The sequence below is a fragment of the Nostoc sp. C052 genome (genome assembly GCF_013393905.1).
In the GTDB taxonomy this organism is placed as follows: domain Bacteria; phylum Cyanobacteriota; class Cyanobacteriia; order Cyanobacteriales; family Nostocaceae; genus Nostoc.
This window is the reverse complement of sequence record NZ_CP040272.1, coordinates 3059962-3078718: the sequence shown is the minus strand read 5'-3', so window position 1 is coordinate 3078718 and position 18757 is coordinate 3059962. Positions and strand designations below refer to the sequence as shown.

17 protein-coding genes are annotated in these 18757 nt (G+C 37.9%); 9 read left to right on the top strand and 8 right to left on the bottom strand.

Annotated features, from left to right (window positions below):
• Nucleotides 1-51: 51 nt before the first annotated feature.
• The 3 genes from FD723_RS12285 to petL form a co-directional block, all read right to left on the bottom strand.
• A complete protein-coding gene (locus FD723_RS12285; RefSeq protein WP_179065592.1) occupies nucleotides 52-948 on the bottom strand; it encodes an esterase family protein in 897 nt (298 codons plus the stop codon).
• Nucleotides 949-1224: 276 nt separating this feature from the next.
• A complete protein-coding gene (locus FD723_RS12280) occupies nucleotides 1225-2364 on the bottom strand; it encodes a serine/threonine-protein kinase (protein WP_179065591.1) in 1140 nt (379 codons plus the stop codon).
• A 375-nt stretch (nucleotides 2365-2739) separates the two neighbouring features.
• Nucleotides 2740-2835, bottom strand: a complete 96-nt coding sequence (gene petL, locus FD723_RS12275; protein WP_179065590.1) for a cytochrome b6-f complex subunit PetL — start codon at nucleotides 2833-2835, stop codon at nucleotides 2740-2742.
• Between the two features lie 155 nt (nucleotides 2836-2990).
• Between petL and aroB the strand changes: the two genes are divergently transcribed.
• The 3 genes from aroB (at nucleotide 2991) to FD723_RS12260 (ending at nucleotide 5433) form a co-directional block, all read left to right on the top strand.
• On the top strand, nucleotides 2991-4079 hold the full coding sequence (aroB, locus tag FD723_RS12270) for a 3-dehydroquinate synthase (protein ID WP_179065589.1): 1089 nt from the start codon (nucleotides 2991-2993) through the stop codon (nucleotides 4077-4079).
• A 76-nt stretch (nucleotides 4080-4155) separates the two neighbouring features.
• A complete protein-coding gene (locus tag FD723_RS12265; protein ID WP_179065588.1) occupies nucleotides 4156-4734 on the top strand; it encodes a Uma2 family endonuclease in 579 nt (192 codons plus the stop codon).
• A gap of 378 nt (nucleotides 4735-5112) precedes the next feature.
• Nucleotides 5113-5433 (top strand): hypothetical protein, encoded by a 321-nt coding sequence (locus FD723_RS12260; RefSeq protein ID WP_179065587.1) that lies wholly within the window; start codon nucleotides 5113-5115, stop codon nucleotides 5431-5433.
• 82 nt (nucleotides 5434-5515) lie between these two features.
• Here FD723_RS12260 and FD723_RS12255 read toward each other — a convergent pair whose 3' ends face one another.
• Nucleotides 5516-5731 carry a hypothetical protein gene (locus tag FD723_RS12255; RefSeq protein WP_179065586.1) on the bottom strand — a complete coding sequence of 72 codons (216 nt, stop codon included), beginning with the start codon at nucleotides 5729-5731 and terminating at the stop codon, nucleotides 5516-5518.
• Between the two features lie 207 nt (nucleotides 5732-5938).
• On the opposite strand from FD723_RS12255, the gene FD723_RS12250 reads away from it, so the two are divergent.
• Complete coding sequence (locus FD723_RS12250) at nucleotides 5939-6250, top strand: hypothetical protein (protein ID WP_179065585.1); 312 nt, start codon at nucleotides 5939-5941, stop codon at nucleotides 6248-6250.
• A gap of 220 nt (nucleotides 6251-6470) precedes the next feature.
• Nucleotides 6471-6809 carry a thioredoxin gene (gene trxA / locus FD723_RS12245; protein WP_179065584.1) on the top strand — a complete coding sequence of 113 codons (339 nt, stop codon included), beginning with the start codon at nucleotides 6471-6473 and terminating at the stop codon, nucleotides 6807-6809.
• 126 nt (nucleotides 6810-6935) lie between these two features.
• Here the strand turns inward: trxA and FD723_RS12240 are convergent, their stop codons facing one another.
• Entirely contained in the window at nucleotides 6936-7469 is a 534-nt protein-coding gene (locus FD723_RS12240; RefSeq protein WP_179065583.1) for a dihydrofolate reductase family protein, read from the bottom strand.
• Nucleotides 7470-7749: 280 nt separating this feature from the next.
• Here FD723_RS12240 and FD723_RS12235 point away from each other — a divergent pair, with 280 nt between their 5' ends.
• Nucleotides 7750-8175 carry a (2Fe-2S) ferredoxin domain-containing protein gene (locus FD723_RS12235; protein WP_179065582.1) on the top strand — a complete coding sequence of 142 codons (426 nt, stop codon included), beginning with the start codon at nucleotides 7750-7752 and terminating at the stop codon, nucleotides 8173-8175.
• Nucleotides 8176-8351: 176 nt separating this feature from the next.
• Here FD723_RS12235 and FD723_RS12230 read toward each other — a convergent pair whose 3' ends face one another.
• The 3 genes from FD723_RS12230 to FD723_RS12220 form a co-directional block, all read right to left on the bottom strand.
• The gene (locus FD723_RS12230) at nucleotides 8352-9014 is read right to left on the bottom strand and encodes a nuclear transport factor 2 family protein (RefSeq protein ID WP_179065581.1); all 663 of its coding nucleotides are present in this window, start codon (nucleotides 9012-9014) and stop codon (nucleotides 8352-8354) included.
• Between the two features lie 434 nt (nucleotides 9015-9448).
• Nucleotides 9449-14875: an AAA family ATPase gene (locus FD723_RS12225; RefSeq protein ID WP_179065580.1), complete on the bottom strand. Its 5427-nt coding sequence runs from the start codon at nucleotides 14873-14875 to the stop codon at nucleotides 9449-9451.
• Nucleotides 14876-15058: 183 nt separating this feature from the next.
• A complete protein-coding gene (locus FD723_RS12220) occupies nucleotides 15059-15595 on the bottom strand; it encodes a nucleotidyltransferase family protein (protein WP_179065579.1) in 537 nt (178 codons plus the stop codon).
• A 194-nt stretch (nucleotides 15596-15789) separates the two neighbouring features.
• Between FD723_RS12220 and FD723_RS12215 the strand changes: the two genes are divergently transcribed.
• The 3 genes from FD723_RS12215 to cobO all read left to right on the top strand — a co-directional run bounded on the left by FD723_RS12215 (nucleotide 15790) and on the right by cobO (nucleotide 18659).
• Nucleotides 15790-17058: a plasmid pRiA4b ORF-3 family protein gene (locus tag FD723_RS12215; protein ID WP_179065578.1), complete on the top strand. Its 1269-nt coding sequence runs from the start codon at nucleotides 15790-15792 to the stop codon at nucleotides 17056-17058.
• 127 nt (nucleotides 17059-17185) lie between these two features.
• Nucleotides 17186-17641, top strand: a complete 456-nt coding sequence (locus FD723_RS12210) for a GFA family protein (protein WP_179065577.1) — start codon at nucleotides 17186-17188, stop codon at nucleotides 17639-17641.
• 340 nt (nucleotides 17642-17981) lie between these two features.
• Entirely contained in the window at nucleotides 17982-18659 is a 678-nt protein-coding gene (cobO, locus tag FD723_RS12205; RefSeq protein ID WP_179065576.1) for a cob(I)yrinic acid a,c-diamide adenosyltransferase, read from the top strand.
• The last annotated feature ends 98 nt before the right edge of the window (nucleotides 18660-18757 follow it).

Here is an 18757-nt window from a genome sequence, read left to right as displayed (position 1 = left end):
CATTTGTTTTGGCGTTAAAACTCTTAACTCCTAACTCCTAACTCTTAATTCCTAACTTTTTTGAAACTGTTCACCTACATACGATAGCGAATCTTTAAGATGTTTGTGAAAGTAGTTCCAGCCTATATCTGCACCAGACAAACCATGACCTCCAGGAAACGCATAAAATACGTGAGCAATGCCTAACTGATTCAAGGTTTCGTTAAAAGCTTTGGTAGAAGCTAGTAAATTACTATCATTCATACCCGCATCCAGGTAAACACGCAATCGCTGCCGATCTTGGGGTGATAGCTGCTGCACAATTTGTTGGGGACTATTTTGTGAACCACTGTTATCGGTAAAATAACCGCTATGGCTAAATAATATCTGGAAGTTGTTAAGATGCCGTAACCCAATATTAAAAGCCCCCCATCCTCCAGAAGACAGGCCTCCCAGCGCCCAAGACTGGGGTTTTTCTAAAGTGCGATAGCGCGACTTGACAACTTGCACTAATTCTGAACCAATTAAAGTTCCTACTTTACCATTTGGGCCATCAAAGTAATCGGGGTCATATAAAGGACTGGAACCGCGATTATCATTACCATCGGGTGTAATCACAATCGATGGTGGTAATTTTCGACTTTGATAAAGTTCGTGCAGTACGTCTAAGAGTGCATATTTATCAGCATAAGCACGGGCATCATCATGACCACCGTGTAGCAAGAAGATTACAGGGTATCGCTTTTGCGGATTTTTGCTATAACCAGGGGGCAAAATCACGCCATAATTACGGACTGCACCCATAGCTTGGGAGTTGAAGGTTGCTAATTGCAACTTTAGCCCAGTATTGGCCTCTTCTTGGGGTGGGTCTAGTTGGGGCGCACCTAAGATGAATACATAATAATAACCAGCGCTGGTAAGGAGTGCGATCGCTCCTACTAAGATAATTAAAAGTTTATAAATCTTCATATTTTTTTAGCATTTGAAAAAATCACCTCCATTAGAACTTACTATAACGATTTTTGTTTTACACGGAGATGTATATACACCATAGTCTGTTAAACCTCGTCTACCTTGAGAACCGTAGTTTTGTAGGTTGGGTGCAGCGACAGCGTAACAACCCAACATAAAATTTGGTGATAACGTTGGGTTGCGTTTCACTCCACCCAACCTACATAAATATATCTTTTAAAAAACTCTAGGTTTCAACATAAATGAGGTTTAGGAGAGAAGTCATAGTGTATTTTAGAGGTTGTTATTACCAAGAAATTTAGCTTTCAATTCTTCTAATTCTTGATCTATTTTATTTGTACTAGGTGGCTGAGATGTGGGGTTTGGTGGCTGTACTTTATTTGGTTGAGGTTTACTGCTACCCATAAATTGGGTTTTCATTTCTTCTAATTCCCTCTCAAGTTGACTAGGAGATTTCGATAAAAAAGCGGGTGGAGAATTAGATGGTGGTTGAGGGATAGGTTTTGCCGCAATCGCTGGTGTGGCTGCAACTTGAGAGTATTGATTTAAGTCTTTGAGAACTTCATCGACTGTTTGATAACGCCGAACTGGAATACTTTCTAGCATCTTGTTCAGAATACGACTCAACGGATTACTGATAGGAGTTTGCAAGTATTGCTGCCAAACCCATGTATCGTTTTGAGTATCATAAGAATCGAAAGGCGATCGCTGGGTTAATAAATTCACACAAGTAGCACCCAAACTGTAAATATCGCTAGCAAAAACAGCCCGACCTCTCATTTGTTCAGGTGCAACATATTCTGGACTACCAATACTAGTACCGGTTCTATTTAAAGCAGTGCCAGTGGCAGATTTAGCCGCACCAAAATCTACTAACACTAGTTTGCTATCATTGCTACGTAAAATAATATTTTCTGGCTTAATATCACGGTGAATTACGTGTCTGGCGTGACAAAATTGCAAAACTGACAATAAATCATTTAATAGTTGCCAGATTTGCGTTTCACTAAAAGCCCCTTTATGTGCTAGTTCCTGGGCTAAGTTTTGCCCGTCAATAAATTCTTGTACAAGATACTGCCGGGCTTCTTGGGTAAAATATGCCAGTAGTTCAGGAATTTGGGGATGTTTGCCCAATTCATCTAACTGCACTGCTTCTTGATTAAATAACTCTACAGCTTTTGCAAGAGTGTTCGTGCCTTGGGATTGGGGATAAAATTGCTTAATTACGCAGCGTGGTTTGGAGGGTTTATCTTCATCCACAGCTAAGAAAGTTTTGCCAAAACCACCTTGTCCGATTGGTTTGATAGCACGGTAACGTTCTTTGAGGAGTAACTTAGAACCACAAGTCACACAAAAATTGACATGATCGGGATTTTCCGGCTTGGGACAATGGGGATTAAGGCAGTAGCTCATACAGGCGATCGCTCTTATATGTCTTTATTTTCCCCTGTCCCAGGCAAAAGGGGGTAATTAACAGATTTCAGATTTTGGATTTTGGATTTTAAATTTTGGATTTGTTTCACCCAGAAGGGTTGAAAGCGCTTAATCTGGTATGAACCAAAAGAATCTAAAATCTAAAATTGGCTTGGTCAAGTGCGATATCTAGGACGACACCTACGTACTACTAACTAGTACAGCACGGTGGCAAGCTACCATTTAAAACAAGCAAAAACCTTGATATACAAAACTTTTGAATTTTGACTTCCACCTTGCGCTACTAAGCTCTTCCATATTTAAATTGCATCAGATGGGCGGGCAAGATGCCCACCCCACAAGAAAGATTCTTGGCTAAATTATTTTGGCAGTCCGCAGACCGAACAGCAGACCGACAGATAAGCCAAAGAATAAACCCAAGAAGACGATGTAAGCTACAATTGCAAACATTTATTTTTCTCCACAATAGTTCCTAAATCTATTGAATCATTAGTTGTTGGGCATTGGGCATAGGTTATTATCCTTGTCCCCAGTCCCCAGTCCCCAGTCTCAATCCCCACATTGCGATACAATACAGCCCACGGGCGCTTGTTAGGGGTTGGGCAATGACTTCTGTAATTAATGTAAATCTACCAGGGCAGTCTTATGAGATTGCGATATCTTCGAGTTTAGATCAACTCGGTCAACAGATGGCTAGTCTCAAGCTAGGCAAGAAGGTATTGCTGGTTTCTAATCCGACGATTTTTAAACATTTTGGCGAAAGAGCGATCGCATCCCTAAAATCTGCTGGATTTGAAGTTGCTAGCTGCACTCTACCACCTGGGGAACGCTACAAAACCCTCAATTCCATCCAAAAACTCTACGATATTGCCTTAGAAAACCGCCTAGAACGTTCTGCGACTATGGTGGCTTTGGGTGGAGGTGTAATTGGCGATATGACTGGCTTTGCGGCTGCAACTTGGCTGCGCGGCATTAACGTTGTCCAAGTGCCTACCTCTTTGTTGGCAATGGTAGATTCGGCAATTGGTGGCAAAACTGGCGTGAATCATCCCCACGGCAAAAACTTGATTGGGGCATTCCATCAACCGCGCTTAGTTTTGATTGACGCAGATGTATTAAAAACTCTACCTATGCGCGAGTTTCGGGCAGGAATGGCAGAAGTGATTAAATACGGTGTGATTTGGGATGCCGAATTGTTTGCCCAGTTGGAAGCAAGTAAACGCCTCGACCAACTCCGCTATGTCAAACCTGAACTCATAACCAGCATATTAACGCGCTCTTGTCAAGCTAAAGCTGATGTTGTTAGCAAAGATGAGAAAGAAGGGGGATTACGGGCGATTCTCAACTATGGACATACTATCGGTCATGCAGTGGAAAGTTTAACTGGTTATCGCCTAGTAAATCACGGTGAAGCAGTGGCTATTGGGATGGTAGCAGCCGGTCAAATTGCTGTGGAATTGGGAATGTGGCAAAATCTTGACACAGAACGTCAAAATGCTTTAATTCAAAAAGCGGGTTTACCGACTCAATTACCAACTGGCGTAGATATTGAAGCAATTATTGAGACGTTGCAGTTAGATAAGAAAGTCAAAGCCGGGAAAGTGCGGTTTGTTTTACCAACAGAGATTGGTGTAGTAACAGTTACCGATGAAGTGCCATCGGATATTATTCGGCAAGTTTTGCGGGGAATGTGACCAAAGAAGAATTCAGGAGTCAGAATAAAACATTAGTTGCTATGTTCTTCAATTACGAATTACAAATTATTGAGCCATGATACTCCAAGCCAAGAATCAATTAACCTTGCAAGAGTTCTTAAATCTTCCAACAGGTGAGGGAGATATCACCTACGAACTTATTGATGGTCAAGCGATTCCTAAAATGTCACCCAAATTTTTTCACGCAAAACTTACCCGTGTCCTTCTCAATTTGATTGAGCAATCGTGTGAAGGTAAAGGAGAAGTTTGCCCAGAATGGGCTGTTGCATTAATCCGTCGGGGACGAGATTGGATGCCAATTCCAGATATCTTGTACATTTCTTATGAACGTTTACCTGCTAACTGGGATGAAAATGAAGCTTGTCCTGTTCCTCCTGATTTGGTAATTGAAATTATTTCACCCGGACAAACCTTTGGACAAATGGCAGCTAAAGCCAAAGACTATTTAGATGCTAAGGTGCTGCGGGTGTGGGTATTAGATAGTAAAGCCAGAAGCATTACTGTTTTTTATCCAGATGCAGCACCACAAACTTATATGGGAGAAGAATTACTCACAGATTCTTTATTTGAGGGACTGGAATTTACGGTCGAGCAGGTGTTTCAAAAGGCAAAAATACCATTAGATGCTCAATAGTAGATTTTTGGCATCTAGTACCGCAAGGCGGAATTAAAAATTAAAAATTAAAAATTAAAAATGAATACAACGTAAGCGTTTCACTGATTTGGAATAGGTGGTTTATTTCCGCCGTGCTGTACTAGTGCAATTTTTTAGCTTTCAACATTCATCTAAATTTCAAGTGGTGGAAGTTTGCCTAGTTTTAACAAGTTGCTTGAGCAACTTGGCTAGTGGATTGATCTGGTAGCTGGATTTTTGCTGTGCTGTACTAATAGTTTGATTAATTAATTCACCCATTTGCGGGAGGTAATTAGCAACCCAATAAGTGTACTTTGCTTATAGTCAGACCAATACAAGATGGTTTGAAGCAGGATTCACGCAACAGATGTATCAATTATGTTAAACCTAATATCCACCGGATGTATAAAAATAAAACCTTTAGTGGTTTCAACAGCTTTTTTGCTGGCTATACAGACTTCTGCCAATGCTGAACCAGCTGTTCCTAGTTTAACTCCAGCACAAGCCCAACATTTATCCCGTGACTTGGTTCTATATAATTCTCAAGACTTTTTTAGGCAAGGAAAAGATTCAATTGAGAGAGAAATTCAAATTCTGAGGCAAGAACAACAGCGCTCAATTAAACCTGTTCTTAAGATTGATTTAGTACCGCAAATCAAAAAACCAAATCCCCAGCAAAAACCTCAAGGTCTTATCTAAGGAATAAGAATTAAATAACATACAATTTAGGGTTACAGAGGTTTTGTGTTTTCAAGAAAATTTGTAACACAAATTTACAACTTTAATCGTCTAGCAAACCCATCAACGCTTGAATTTCAACGTCTTGATCTTGCGGCTCTGATAATTGAGACTGTAGCTTTAATAATTGACCCTGTAATTCTTCTGCCACATGGATCATATCAGATTCTTGTGCAATTTTTAGCTGATTTTCTTTAATTTTGATTTGTTTAAGCAAATTATTTTCAACATGGGTTGAGTTGTAATGTTGAGCAATCATAGCTTTAGTTTTACGATCAATGTATGGAGTGCAGTGAAATTTTTCACCTATGTATTATTCCACACTTTTGTCATTTTTTAAATATAGCTGTTATTGGTGAGTTAGAAGAACTCTACACCCAAAACCCTCCTAGCTGGTTTCGGAGAGAGGACTATGATGTACCTTGTATGATTAGGAAACGCTAGAAACATTATTTTTCTGAACAGTATGGACTTAAAGTTTATCAAGAAAAAGATTTATACCTTTGTAAAAATTATATCTACAGTGCTTATAACAAGCGCAATTGGATTGGAATCGTGGAATATTTATGCAGTAATCACTAATACTAATGTACCAAGCAGTCTGAATCCCATTTTTTGGATTGAGCGTTTTGCCACGATCAGCCATTTTATCGAGGGTATTATAGCAGCTTTTTATGCACCTTCCAGACAAAAAATACCAATAAAATATGCTATTTATACTTTTTTTGTCGGCACAATTGGTTTGTTAGAACTGTTTGATCGACAGGATGACTATTGAGGCTTCTACGCCTTGAAGGTATAGGTTTTTAGATTCGGTTGGTAGGGTGCGATCGCATAACGCACTCTACCTACAAAAATTGTAAGTTATTAAGTATACGCTAGTCATCTGTGGGGATTTACCAATGTAGGTAACTGGTGAATCTGACACTCAGAAGGGAGTATAGTTTATATAGCTAGCTTTTTGCTGAGATTTTAGTTTGATACTAAGGAATTGAAAAATGTCTACTGATACTGACATAGTTAGTTACGTTGAAGAAAGCGAATTTGATGTTGTTTTAAATGGAAGTGAAGAGAAAATTGTTGTTGTTGATTTTACTGCTACTTGGTGTGGCCCCTGTCGCCTAGTCAGTCCGTTAATGAATCAACTTGCCGAAGAATACAAAGGTCGCGCTAAAGTTGTTAAGGTGGATGTTGACAGTAACAAGCCAATTTTCAAAAAATTCGGTCTTCGCAGTATTCCAGCAGTTTTAATTTTCAAAGATGGTATCTTAGCAGAAACTATAGTAGGGGTTTCTCCTTACGAAGAATTTAGCGCGGCTGTTCAGAAGCTTCTTTAGATAATTCGTAATGACGGTCTTCGCTCTTAGCGTCTCCCTTTCTCTACGAGACGCTACGCGAAGGGAGAAGACTTGCTAAGGTAATGCGTAATTTATAGATACTATCATTAATAATTACGAATTATTTTAATTTTTGATATGTCGCCTGTAATGTGATTGGAGTAAACCACTAGGATATTGTTTTGAGTTAATCAGTTCCAATTTTTCTTCAGGGGTAGGCGGTGGGAAAAGTTGTATACCGCCACCTAAGATAGTTGGAATAGTTGAAATAATATATTCGTCAATCAAGCCGTGCTGAAGAAACGAATTGATTAATTTTCCGCCACCAACTAGCCAGATATTTTTAAAACCTTCAGTCTCTATATTTGCTAACGCCTGTTTTACTGCTTCAGAAACAAACACAACGTCCTCACGCTCAGATTGGAGATGGCGCTGGGTGAAAACGAAGGTTTTTTTTTCTGGATAAGGCCATTGATCAAAACCAAGCCCGACTTCATACGTATTGCTACCTAAAACGATCGCATCAATTGATTCGTAGAAAGCAGTGTAACCGAAGTCTTCACCTTCTGTATCAAGGATTGATAGCCAATCAATTCCGCCATCGGTGCGAGCAATGTAGCCATCCAAACTAGCTGCAATGTAGAGTGTAACTTTTGTCATTGTGCTTCTGAATTTGGTAGTTTTCACTCAATTAGTGCAAGCGATGCCTGTGGCAACGCGAAGCGCGAACGCAGGCTGATTTCTTCTACAGTATTTTAGCCTTGGATGGTTTTTATCACAAAATAGCGGTAGCTTACCCAATTACTTGCGTTTTTTGATTGTATCTTTTAAACCGACCTGCAATAAGTTCTCGCTCTTGATAAATGCTTTGATCTACTAGAACAGACTAAACGGGAAACTTATATTATTCTCTCACTGAGAGAAACAGATAGGGTCGTCCATGAAAAAATTGCTCCGGCGTATTAAAATATTAATCCAACGTATCTTCACAAGGTTTGCATCCAATTCTCAGCAAGCATCGCCCTTAATAAATTCTCGCCCTCGCCCATTAGAGACTTCGATTCCCAGTGTTTCTCCCCGATGGGAGTCTGGTTTGGTGCTTGTGTGTTCGCAATGTACAAACGAGCAGTCAGGCTCAACGGCTTCCGAAGACTTAGAAAATTGGTTGAAATCGCGTTTAAAATTTGAGGGATTATGGGGTGATTTTCGGGTGGTTAGCACCAGTTGTTTAGGAGTTTGTCCCCGAATAGGCGTTACTGTTGTGCTTGTAAGTAATGGAAGTTACGGTAATAGTCCTTGCTTAATTGTAAATCCTCGGAGCGATCGCGAACTTCTCTATTCATACATCAAACAGAATAAAGGCTGACTGCAAAAGCTTGCTAAAGCTGCAAATTATTGAATATCAAACTGGATTTTATCTTGCAGTATGTTTCAATCAAGTGAAAAAAAGGGGTGAATATTTAGAATTCACTCCTTTTCCAGGTTATTAGGAAGGTAAATAATACTATCTAACCTGTATTAATACCATTCTGATCTGAAGAATTAGTCTTTTAAACGAGGTATATTTGGTTTTATAAAGGTAGCTGAGGAATTAGTGCTGCGGGCATTAGTGCTTGAAGAAGCAGTAGTTGGCGAACTGAGATTCAAGAAATCAATGAGTTTAAGGGTACGATTACGAATTTTCCAGCGTCCATTTGTTTTGATGACTTGATCTTCATAAGTGCCATTAGCGACATCAATGCTAGTTTCCGAACGTTTGTGAGTAGCATGGAGATAAGAGGTCATCGTTGCTTTATTATTCTCAACTGAAATGTTTATTGTACCCATCAAGTGTTGAGTAGCTGTATAACCATTTCCTTGGAATACTGAATAGACAAAATCTGCCCAAGGATCTGTGCCATAATTTGTTTGAGTTGCCCCATCAGGGAAAATGGCAGTGAGAACTGCATCTTGAGTAAAACAATTCCGATAAATATTCTTGCCTTCTTGGAGATTTCCTCTACCAATAGCATCAGTTCCCAGAGCGTAACAGGATGTTAATTTTTGAATTTCTAATTCTGCGTCAGGTTGACTTGCACTTGCTATTTCAAATCTACCTCCAATAAACAGCACAAGAGCAACTGCAATCACAACCAGAGTTATTCGATTTAACAGAAACGAGATAGCATTTGCAACTATTCGCCCATTTTCTCTTCTTTTTTCCACAAGATTACTCCCTTAATTATTTATGTTTTCGCATCTTGTACTGTAGCCAATACTAAAGTTTTGGCTAATAATTTTAGCCAATAAAACCTGGCTAAAATGCTTGGAGATTTTGCTAGGAATGATATTTTATATTCGCTAGAAAATCTATTTTCTAGTAAATGAAAAAGCTAGTACGTACAAGATTTGATGTATACAATTAGTTATAACAGTTAATTAGTAAGTTAGAGGTGTTAATTGCAACTAAGTTTATGTTGATTTGATTAAGTAATAAAGTTACCACTTACATAGTTTTAGTAATAGCAAAATTAATTTTAGTTTACAAACTTTCAGTAAGCCCTAAATAGAATTACTATAGCAATTCTAAAAGATTCGTGATAAAATCCTCAACTCCTTTGAGAAGTCGAGAATCTGCGGCTAAAACTATCAAAATTCATTTATTCTCCCAAAATGGGAATAGAAATTATAAATTGTGTTCCTTGTCCCAAGACTGATTCACAACTCAAATCTCCACCATGATTTTCTACTATAATTTGCCGACTAATAGATAATCCCAATCCCGTCCCCTTTCCTACACATTTGGTAGTAAATAAATTCTCAAAAATGCATTCTTTAACTTTTTCAGTCATTCCTTTGGCATTATCTTGAATCTTAATTAATACATTTTTATTATCTATCATCACATTAGTTTCAATAGTAATAATGTTAGGATAGGTTTCTTGAATCTCTAAAAAATCACGACCGATATTTGCTTCTTCTAAAGCATCAATTGCATTCGCAATGATATTCATAAACACCTGGTTTAATTGTCCCAAATAGCATTTTACTAATGGAATATCTGTATAATTTTTAATGATTGTAATAGCAGGACGATTATGATCGGCTTTTAGACGATGCTGTAAAATCATCAGAGTACTATCGATGCCTTCGTGGATATTAGCTAATACTTTCGAGGTAGTATCAGCGCGGGAAAAAGTACGGAGAGAGGTACTAATGTTACGAATGCGCTGTGTCCCTACCGTCATACCATCAATCATTTTTGGTAAATCTTTTAGCAAGAAATCTATATCTATTTCTTCGGCTTTTTCTTCAATTTCAACGCCAGGATTGGGGAATTTTTCTCGATATAGTTGCAGATAATCTATTAAATCTTTAACAATATCTTTGGCTTGAGCGATACTACCTGTAATAAAACCGATGGGATTGTTGATTTCGTGTGCTACACCTGCAACTAAATTTCCTAGAGAAGACATTTTTTCACTTTGGATAAGTTGTAGTTGCGCCTCTTGTAAATCTTTTATGGATTGTTCTAATTCCCTAGATTTATCTTGTGCCCTGGTGTACAAGCTAGCATTTTCTATGGCAATCGCCATTTGCGAAACTAAGACTTTTAATACCTCTACTCTTTCTAAAACAAAAGCTCCTGATGATAACTGGTTTTCTAAATAAATAATCCCAGTAAGCTGTGATTGATACATAATTGGCAAACAAAAGATTGATTTTGTTTGAGATTTCTGAATATAGATATCAAAGTTAAATGGTTCTGTAACCGCCGCATCATTTAATACAAGATATTGCTGAGTTCGGGAAACATAATTAATCACAGAGAGCGGTAAATCCTGATAGTTTTCAACAGGAATCGAGCGTAAAACCGTCACCACCTCGTCAGTAGCATTTCCAGAAGCTTCGATATATAAGTGATTATCTTTAACTAGGAGTAGTACTGCTTTTTGGGCAGCAGCATTTTCTAGTAAAATTTTGATCAGCTTGCCCAATAAATTTTCTAAAACAATTTCATTGGTAATCGCTTGTGAAAACTTGATGAACGCATTAAAATCTAGAAAATCGCTCAAGCTGCTATTGGTAGTAGTGTTAGTGGTAAGATGAATTGTATCCATTTTTGAAGTAGTGTTTTCTACTGTAGTAGTTTGTCCTACTAGAAAAGCATACTTGGATTCTAAGTATTTAACTTTAGCGATCGCACCCCAGCGAATATAGGCATAATAAGCTTTAGTTATATAAGTTTGATGAATTAATTCTTTACCTAGACACTGATAAAATTTTCCAGCTAACTCATAAGCTAAAGCTTCCTCTTGGAGAAAACCATTTTCTTGGGATTTAGCAATCGAGTTTTCATAGTAGTCCATCGCCTCAAGTTTTTGACCCAAAACGCGATACCGTTCTGCCTCCACGAGATAAAATCTGTGTAAGTGATTTGTGGGAGCATGAATAGCCCAGAGTTCCATCTTTTGCTGATTAGCTCGGACTTTTTCTAGAATAGCTTGCTTGTCAGACTCTTTAGCAGTGTGATATATTGCCAAGTGGGCTAAAGAATCGTAAAAGTAGAACAGTGGAACAACAAACAAGCCTGTAACACCACCTAAAGATTTTTCTGCGATCGCAGCATTTTCTACAGCTTTAAAATACTCTCCAAATATGTAAGAGAGCATTAGCTTATTCATAAATAAATGGTTAATTGTGTAAAGGTCATTTACTTGCTGATGAACTGGCAGCATTCTTTGCTCGTTGTATGCTTCTCCAATTAAACAGTCCACATTTTCAAAACTTCCTTTCAAGTTCAGAACTGTTTGTAAATATACTGAGTTCCAAGTGAAAGCTACTTGCTGCTTAATTTTTTTCAGCGAATCACAATAAGCTATCAGTTCTTTTTCTAAAACCCAAAGTTCTTTACCCAGCCAAAATGAATGATAGGGATAAATGTAACCACAATAACCAGCATATTCTAAATCTCCAGTTTCCAGACCGCTAGAATATCCTGACATTGATGATGTTAATGTCTCTCTAACATGCTCTTTCCAATGCATAACATGGGCACTAACAACCGTCAGAATCTTCGCCTTGAGTTCTTCAGCATTAAATTGTGACACCAAACTAGAAGCTAACTTCCCAAATTCATAGCCAGAATTAATTTCTCCTTGAACTCCACAAAGAAGTAATCCATAAAGACTATAACCATAGGCAGATACAGCCGTATTGCCATACCTTAAGGACAAATTGACCATTTTACAAACAATAATTGGCATCATTGTAGGTGCAGTTTGAAAAGCCGCAGGGAGAACTCCCATTAAGATTCTCATGGCTGCAATTTTGTTAGGATCGGTCATTAATGGTAAGTTGATTAAATCTGCAATGGCTTTCTCTTTCAAAGAAGTAGCGATTTCATTCATCCCTTGCTGAATATCAGTTGATGTCGGCTCCTCTGGAAAATTTATTCCTAACAATTGGAGAATCGATACTGCTATCTGAATGGCTTCCAGTTGCTTGCTTTGAATGATAGAAGCAATAATCTGTACTTCATAGACTTTCACTTTATCTAGAAGAATTTTGGCTTCTTGCTGCACCACCTCAGCCCATTTTTGCATCTGCTCAAAATCACCGCCTAGATAGGCTGCCTCTGCGGCTCCTTCATATAAACCGATGGTTAAGGTATATTCAGTTTGCCAAGGGTCTATACTTAAAAGTTCTATCCCATTTGTGAAGTATTTAAGAGCCGCTTCGTAAGCTGTAGAAGCTTTAGCTTTTCGTCCGGCAATTAAATTTAATCGTGCTAATTCAGTTTTCTCAGATTGCTCTATCAGGTTAACAATACCTACATTCAACTGATTGACAACATCAAAAATATTAGCTTCTATTTCCTCTTTGGGTATATTTTGGAGAAGCAATTGCCCAATTTTCAGGTGAGTAGATTTCTTCAGTTCTTCTGGAATTAACGAATATGCTGCTTGTTGTACTCTGTCATGCAGGAACTTGTAACCTACTCGTGAAGTATCGAAATTTAAATTAACCGCTTCTTCTTGATTAAAAACCAAAGGAATACGATAAGCTTCACTTAAAGGCAGAATTAATCCAGCTTGCAAAGCTGAGTGCAAATCATTTGCTGTCAAAGAAGGCGATTTTTCATTAACTATTGATAAAATATCTAAACTAAATCTGTCGCCCACACAAGCTGCTAGTTTTAAAACCTCTTGGGTGAACTTTGGTAGTTTTTCAACTCTACTAGCAACTAACTCAACTACATTTTTATCAGTAATGCCAATTGCTTGAATATCTTCTAGACTCCATTGCCATTTAGCATTAGCAAAGTCAAATGTTAACAGTTTTTCTTGATGAAGTGCTTGAATTAGTTGTGTTATGAAAAATGGGTTTCCACCTGTTTTGTTACAAATTGACTCAGCTAACTTAATAATTTTTCTGTTAAATACTCCGGTTTCTTCACCCTGTTTAACTTCTATTTCTTGGAGAGTTTCGGCAACTAGCTTAGTTACATTATCTAAATTTAAAGGTTGCAATACAAGATTATTAACAACTGTGCCGCTGTTCTTAATTTCTTCTATTTTTTGGATTAAAGGATGTGCTGAACTAACTTCATTATCCCTATATGCTCCAATAAATAAAAAATATTTGCTGTCGGTATCAGTGATGAGCAGTTGAATTAAATTTAAAGTAGCTGAATCTGCCCATTGTAAATCATCTAAAAAGATAACTAAGGGGTGTTCTTTTTGAGTAAAAACTTGGATAAATTCTTTAAAAACATGATTGAAGCGGTTTTGTGATTCTGTTGCCCCAATTTGGGCAACTTCCGGCTGTGTACCAATGATTAATTCTACTTCTGGAATTACATCAGTAATGACTTTTCCATTTGTTCCTAAAGCTGATAAGATTTTATGACGCCATATTTCTATTTGTTCATTATTTTCTGTCAACAGATACCGCATTAAATAAGCAAAAGCTTGAATTAAAGAAGCATAAGGTATATTCCGCTTTAATTGGTCAAATTTACCAGAAATAAAGTAACCTTGTCTGCGGGTAATGGGTTTATTAACTTCATTGACTAAAACTGATTTGCCAATACCAGAATAGCCAGAAACTAGCATCATTTCACTAGTTCCAGATGTAATCCGCTCAAACGCAGCTAACAGTTCATTTACTTGTTCTTCACGACCATACAATTTTTGAGGAATTAATAACTGGCTCAATATATCCAAACGACCTGGAACAAAATCAGTAATGATTCCCTTAGTTTCTAATTGCTTGAGACATAATTCTAAATCTGCTAATAATCCTGTGGCACTTTGATATCTGTCTTCCGCATTTTTTGCCATCAGCTTCATCACAATTTCAGAGACGGTGGTAGGAATTTGTGAATTTAATGACTGCGGGTTTATTGCTTGAACAGCAATGTGACTATAAACTATTTCTAGGGGGTCTTGGCTAAAAAATGGTGTTTTATCAGTGAGCATTTCATATAAAGTCACACCCAGAGAATAAAAGTCAGTGCGATAATCAAGAATGCGATTCATTCTCCCAGTTTGTTCAGGAGACATATAGGCGAGTGTGCCTTCAACGCAGTTAGGATTATTAAATTGGGGATTTTCTTTATTTAGGCGGGAGGCGATACCAAAGTCAGTGAGTTTAACAATACCTGTCTGAGAGTTAATGATAATGTTACTAGGCTTAATATCTTTATGAATAATCTCCTGTTTATGCAAATAATCTAAGGCTTTAGTCAGTTGAATGGCAATTTTTAAATGGTTAATTAAATCGAGTTTTTCTATTTGTAGCAGTTGAGTTAAAGACTGACCTCCGAAGTCTTCTAATAACAGTCCTACACGATTTTGAAATGTTTCTAGACTGATAGCTTTAACTATATTGGGATGGTCTAAACCTTGCTGAATTTGGTACTCGTTTTTAATGCGAGTAAAGGCTTCGAGAGTCGGATATTCATTTTTAAGCAGCTTGAGGATAACTCGCTGTTGCGTCTTTGGTCTTTGTGTTTGATAAATAATCGTTTGAATTCCTTCGTGGAGAGTCGAGTTTATTTGATATCCAGTACGATTTGGCATTGATTTTTGATTATAAAGTTATAAAATTAGCGTCACCCCCGTTCTATCGTGAAAGGGGTTCTAGTTTAATTATTCCCAGCAGGAGAAAATTATTAACATTGGGATTCCGTACTCAAGGGTTGTACATTAAAAAGCAATTGTTCCTTGTAACGGAAAGTAGTGGCTAAAATCTGACTGTAATTTTTACGCCAACCGCAGATAAGGACACTTTTGTAAAAAACCAGAGGCCTTATTGTGTGCGTCTATATTATGAGTATGCGTTGGTGTCGGTCGAATAATGCCACCAAATAGGTCATCCAAGCCGTAGGGTGTGAAAAATTGCCATTGCCCTTTTGCATCTAGTCGAACTCCCACAGCAGTAGCAGTATGCAGCCAATCTGCGATCGCATCCTCTGTATTAGTATAAGGTCTGCTGCCAAGTCGCCAACGAGCAAAACTGGCTTGATTTTTGACATCAAACTCGTCATGAGGAAATTTTTCTGTGAGGGTTGCCTTTGCTACTTGTTCCTGGGAACGGTTTCCTTCTATATCAAAGAATGCAATATCAAAATCTTTAATACCTAACTCACAATCATTGCCAAAAACTGAAGACCAAACTGTGTTTCGGACTGCACCACCGGCTAACCACCAGTTAGGTAGATTTAGTTGAGCGATCGCAGGTAATACTGTATTAATACGTGTATCAGCTAAAATCATCTGTAGGCGAGTGTTACTATTCATATTAAATACCTGGGATTGTCAAGTAGAAGGTGAAAATATTATCATTCACATTTCATGAAGCTTACTGTGCTGATAGTCCTGCTGTGACACTTGGCAAGTCAATCTTTTTGAGGATAACTGCTGAATTCATACTATAAAGAAAACAAGGTTACACGAAGGTTAAATTGTGAATTGATAATTAATAATTTTTATTTATGGAAGATTTATTTGCGCGACTAGAACGCACACTCAATCCTGAACTGCCAACCCTTGCAGAGTCACAACAACAACTCCTCCAAGAACTCACTATTGATGAAAATCAACCCGGTACGATTCTACATGACTTTCAAACCCTGATAGATTTCTTGCAACCAAACGGAGTGGAAGTTAGTAGTGTTAATAACCTTCTACCGCTAAAAGTACTATCAGAAGTTAATTCTTGGTTAAGTCACCCAATTGAAACTAAACTTAAACGCCCCGTACAGAAATCATACCCCTACATTAATGGACTATATCTGTTATTACGCAGTTCTGGAATAGCCCAAATTAGATCCCAAGGGAAGAAGCAGGTTTTAGTTTTAGACGCAGCAACTTTACAATCATGGTCAAGCCTGAACTTAACAGAACGTTATTTCAACTTATTAGAAGCTTGGTTGATTTGGGGAAATAACGAAATTTTGGGCGAACATCAAGATTCATTAGGGAATTTATTTAGATGTATGCAGCTTTGGCCCCGCGTCCCAGATAAAGGTTTAAAATTCCCGAAATATGAACACCAACACGATATTAGTTATTATCCCGGTCTGCATAATGTTGCCCTGCTAGAGTTATTTGGATTGTTATCAATCAAACATGGTAAACCACAAGAAGGCAAGGGGTGGCGTATTACTAGTGTACAACGCTTACCCTTTGGTGATGCTCTGTTGCAATTACTTTTTCCATTGGGTATACGAGGCGAATTACAGGATGATGTAAATGTGACTTTTGGAAAATTACAGTCACATTTACAACCATTTTTTCCAGAATGGAAGCATAATTTACTTGTTCCTAAGCAAGGCTTCACGGATGGTATTTATATTTTTAAAGTGTTCCTTTATAAAGCTTGGCGACGTATTGCTATACCAGCAAATAAACCATTAAGCTGGCTAGCAGAGACAATCCTTGATGCCTTTGATTTTGATTACGATCACCTCTACGAGTTTAGTTATAAAGACCATTTTGGTCGCATCATCAAAATCGGTCATGCCTACATGGAAACACCGCCATTTGCAGACCAAGTACAAATTGGTGATTTATCTTTAGAAGCAGGTGGTAAAATGACCTATCTTTATGATTTTGGTGACAACTGGAAATTTGATGTGCAGTTAGAAGCAATTAATCTACCTGATAAGAAAATTAAAAAACCTAAGATTTTAGAAGTTCACGGAAATGCACCTCAACAGTATTGGAGTGAGGATGATGAATCGGATGAAGATGAAGAATAAGAGTGATTTAGGGACGCTTAGAGAATCGTGTCTATGTGTCTTCTGTTTGTGTCTAACAAAACCCGCTTTCAGCCAGAGATAGTTTTAGTTACAATAAGGCAACACAAATTATCAGGAGATAAAACTTGTGAGTCTTCCATATACCGGTGGTTGTCAATGTGGACAGATTCGTTATGAAATTCATGCCCAACCATTAACACTTTACCTATGCCACTGCAAGGAGTGTCAAAAACAATCTTCTAGTGCTTTTGGAATGTCTCTTACAGTCTTACGAGATGCTGTTGTAATTGTTCAGGGAAAACCAAAAGCTTGGACTCGGAAAAATGATAGCGGACGTGAAGTAAATAACCTATTTTGTGGCGACTGCGGAACGCGATTATTCCATGAACGGACTTATAATCCAAATACTATCAATGTCAAAGCTGGAACCTTAGATGATACAAGTTGGTTACGCCCAGTGGGTAATATTTGGACACGCAGCGCCCAGTCATGGGTGATAATTTCAGACCAATTGCTCAACTATGACGGTCAACCAGAGGATACGCAGCCTTTATGGGAAAAATGGAAACAACAACACCCATAAATGCATAACTCCTGATATTAGATATCATACTTATGATACTTAAAGTATCTAACTCATCACTGTACAAAAGGAGATAATAATAAAACTTTACTGATAAAATGCTTTAATGAACATATTAAATTATTTAAAACAGTAATAGTAAACTCAAATTATAAGTTCAGCTTGTGTATTATATATAGTTCCACTTGTCTGTAAATCATTAATAAAGCTAACACACTATTAATATTTAACATGAAAGGTTACTGGACATTTCCAATCAATTAATGTAAGTGAAATTGGATAGATAAGGCGATTTTGGCTCATTTTCAACACTTTTAACAGTTATTTCTAGACAAGCTTGATGAAAAACGATACACCACAAGAATTGAACTCAGACCAAGAAATTGGGCGCTTGATTGATGAGGTAATGTCTTCGTCTCTGACTGATGAACAGTACCGCAAAAAGATGCAGCGACGCAAAGAAGTTCAAGACAAGCGTATAGCAGAAGCCGTACCAGAAAAAGGGTTAATTATTGTAAATACTGGTAACGGCAAGGGTAAAACCACTGCGGCTTTAGGGATGGTGTTACGATCGCTAGGTCATGGGTATAAAGTAGCGATCGTTCAATTCATCAAAGGTAGCTGGGAACCTTCTGAGAAAAGGGTTTTCAGCTATTGGGAAGACCAGATAGAATTTCACGCAATGGGCGAAGGCTTTACCTGGGAAACTCAAGACCGCGATCGCGATCTTGACAAAGCTAGCGCCGCCTGGGAAAAATCATTAGAATACATCCGCAACCCAGACTTTCATCTGGTATTGTTAGACGAAATCAATATCGCCCTCAAAATGGCTTACTTACCAGTAGAAGATGTTTTAGCTGGTTTGGCGCAAAAACCCGCTAACAAACATGTTATTCTCACAGGTAGAGGCGCACCAGCTGCTTTAATTGAACGTGCTGACCTAGTAACCGAAATGACTCTAATTAAGCACCCTTTCCGCGATCAAGGTGTGAAAGCACAACCGGGAATTGAATATTAAATCAGAATTGAGAATTCAGAATTGTTAAAAAACCAGGTTTCTGAATCTCTGTTGAGATTAGAAACCTGGTTTTTAATTTTCGGATGTCAATAACTAAT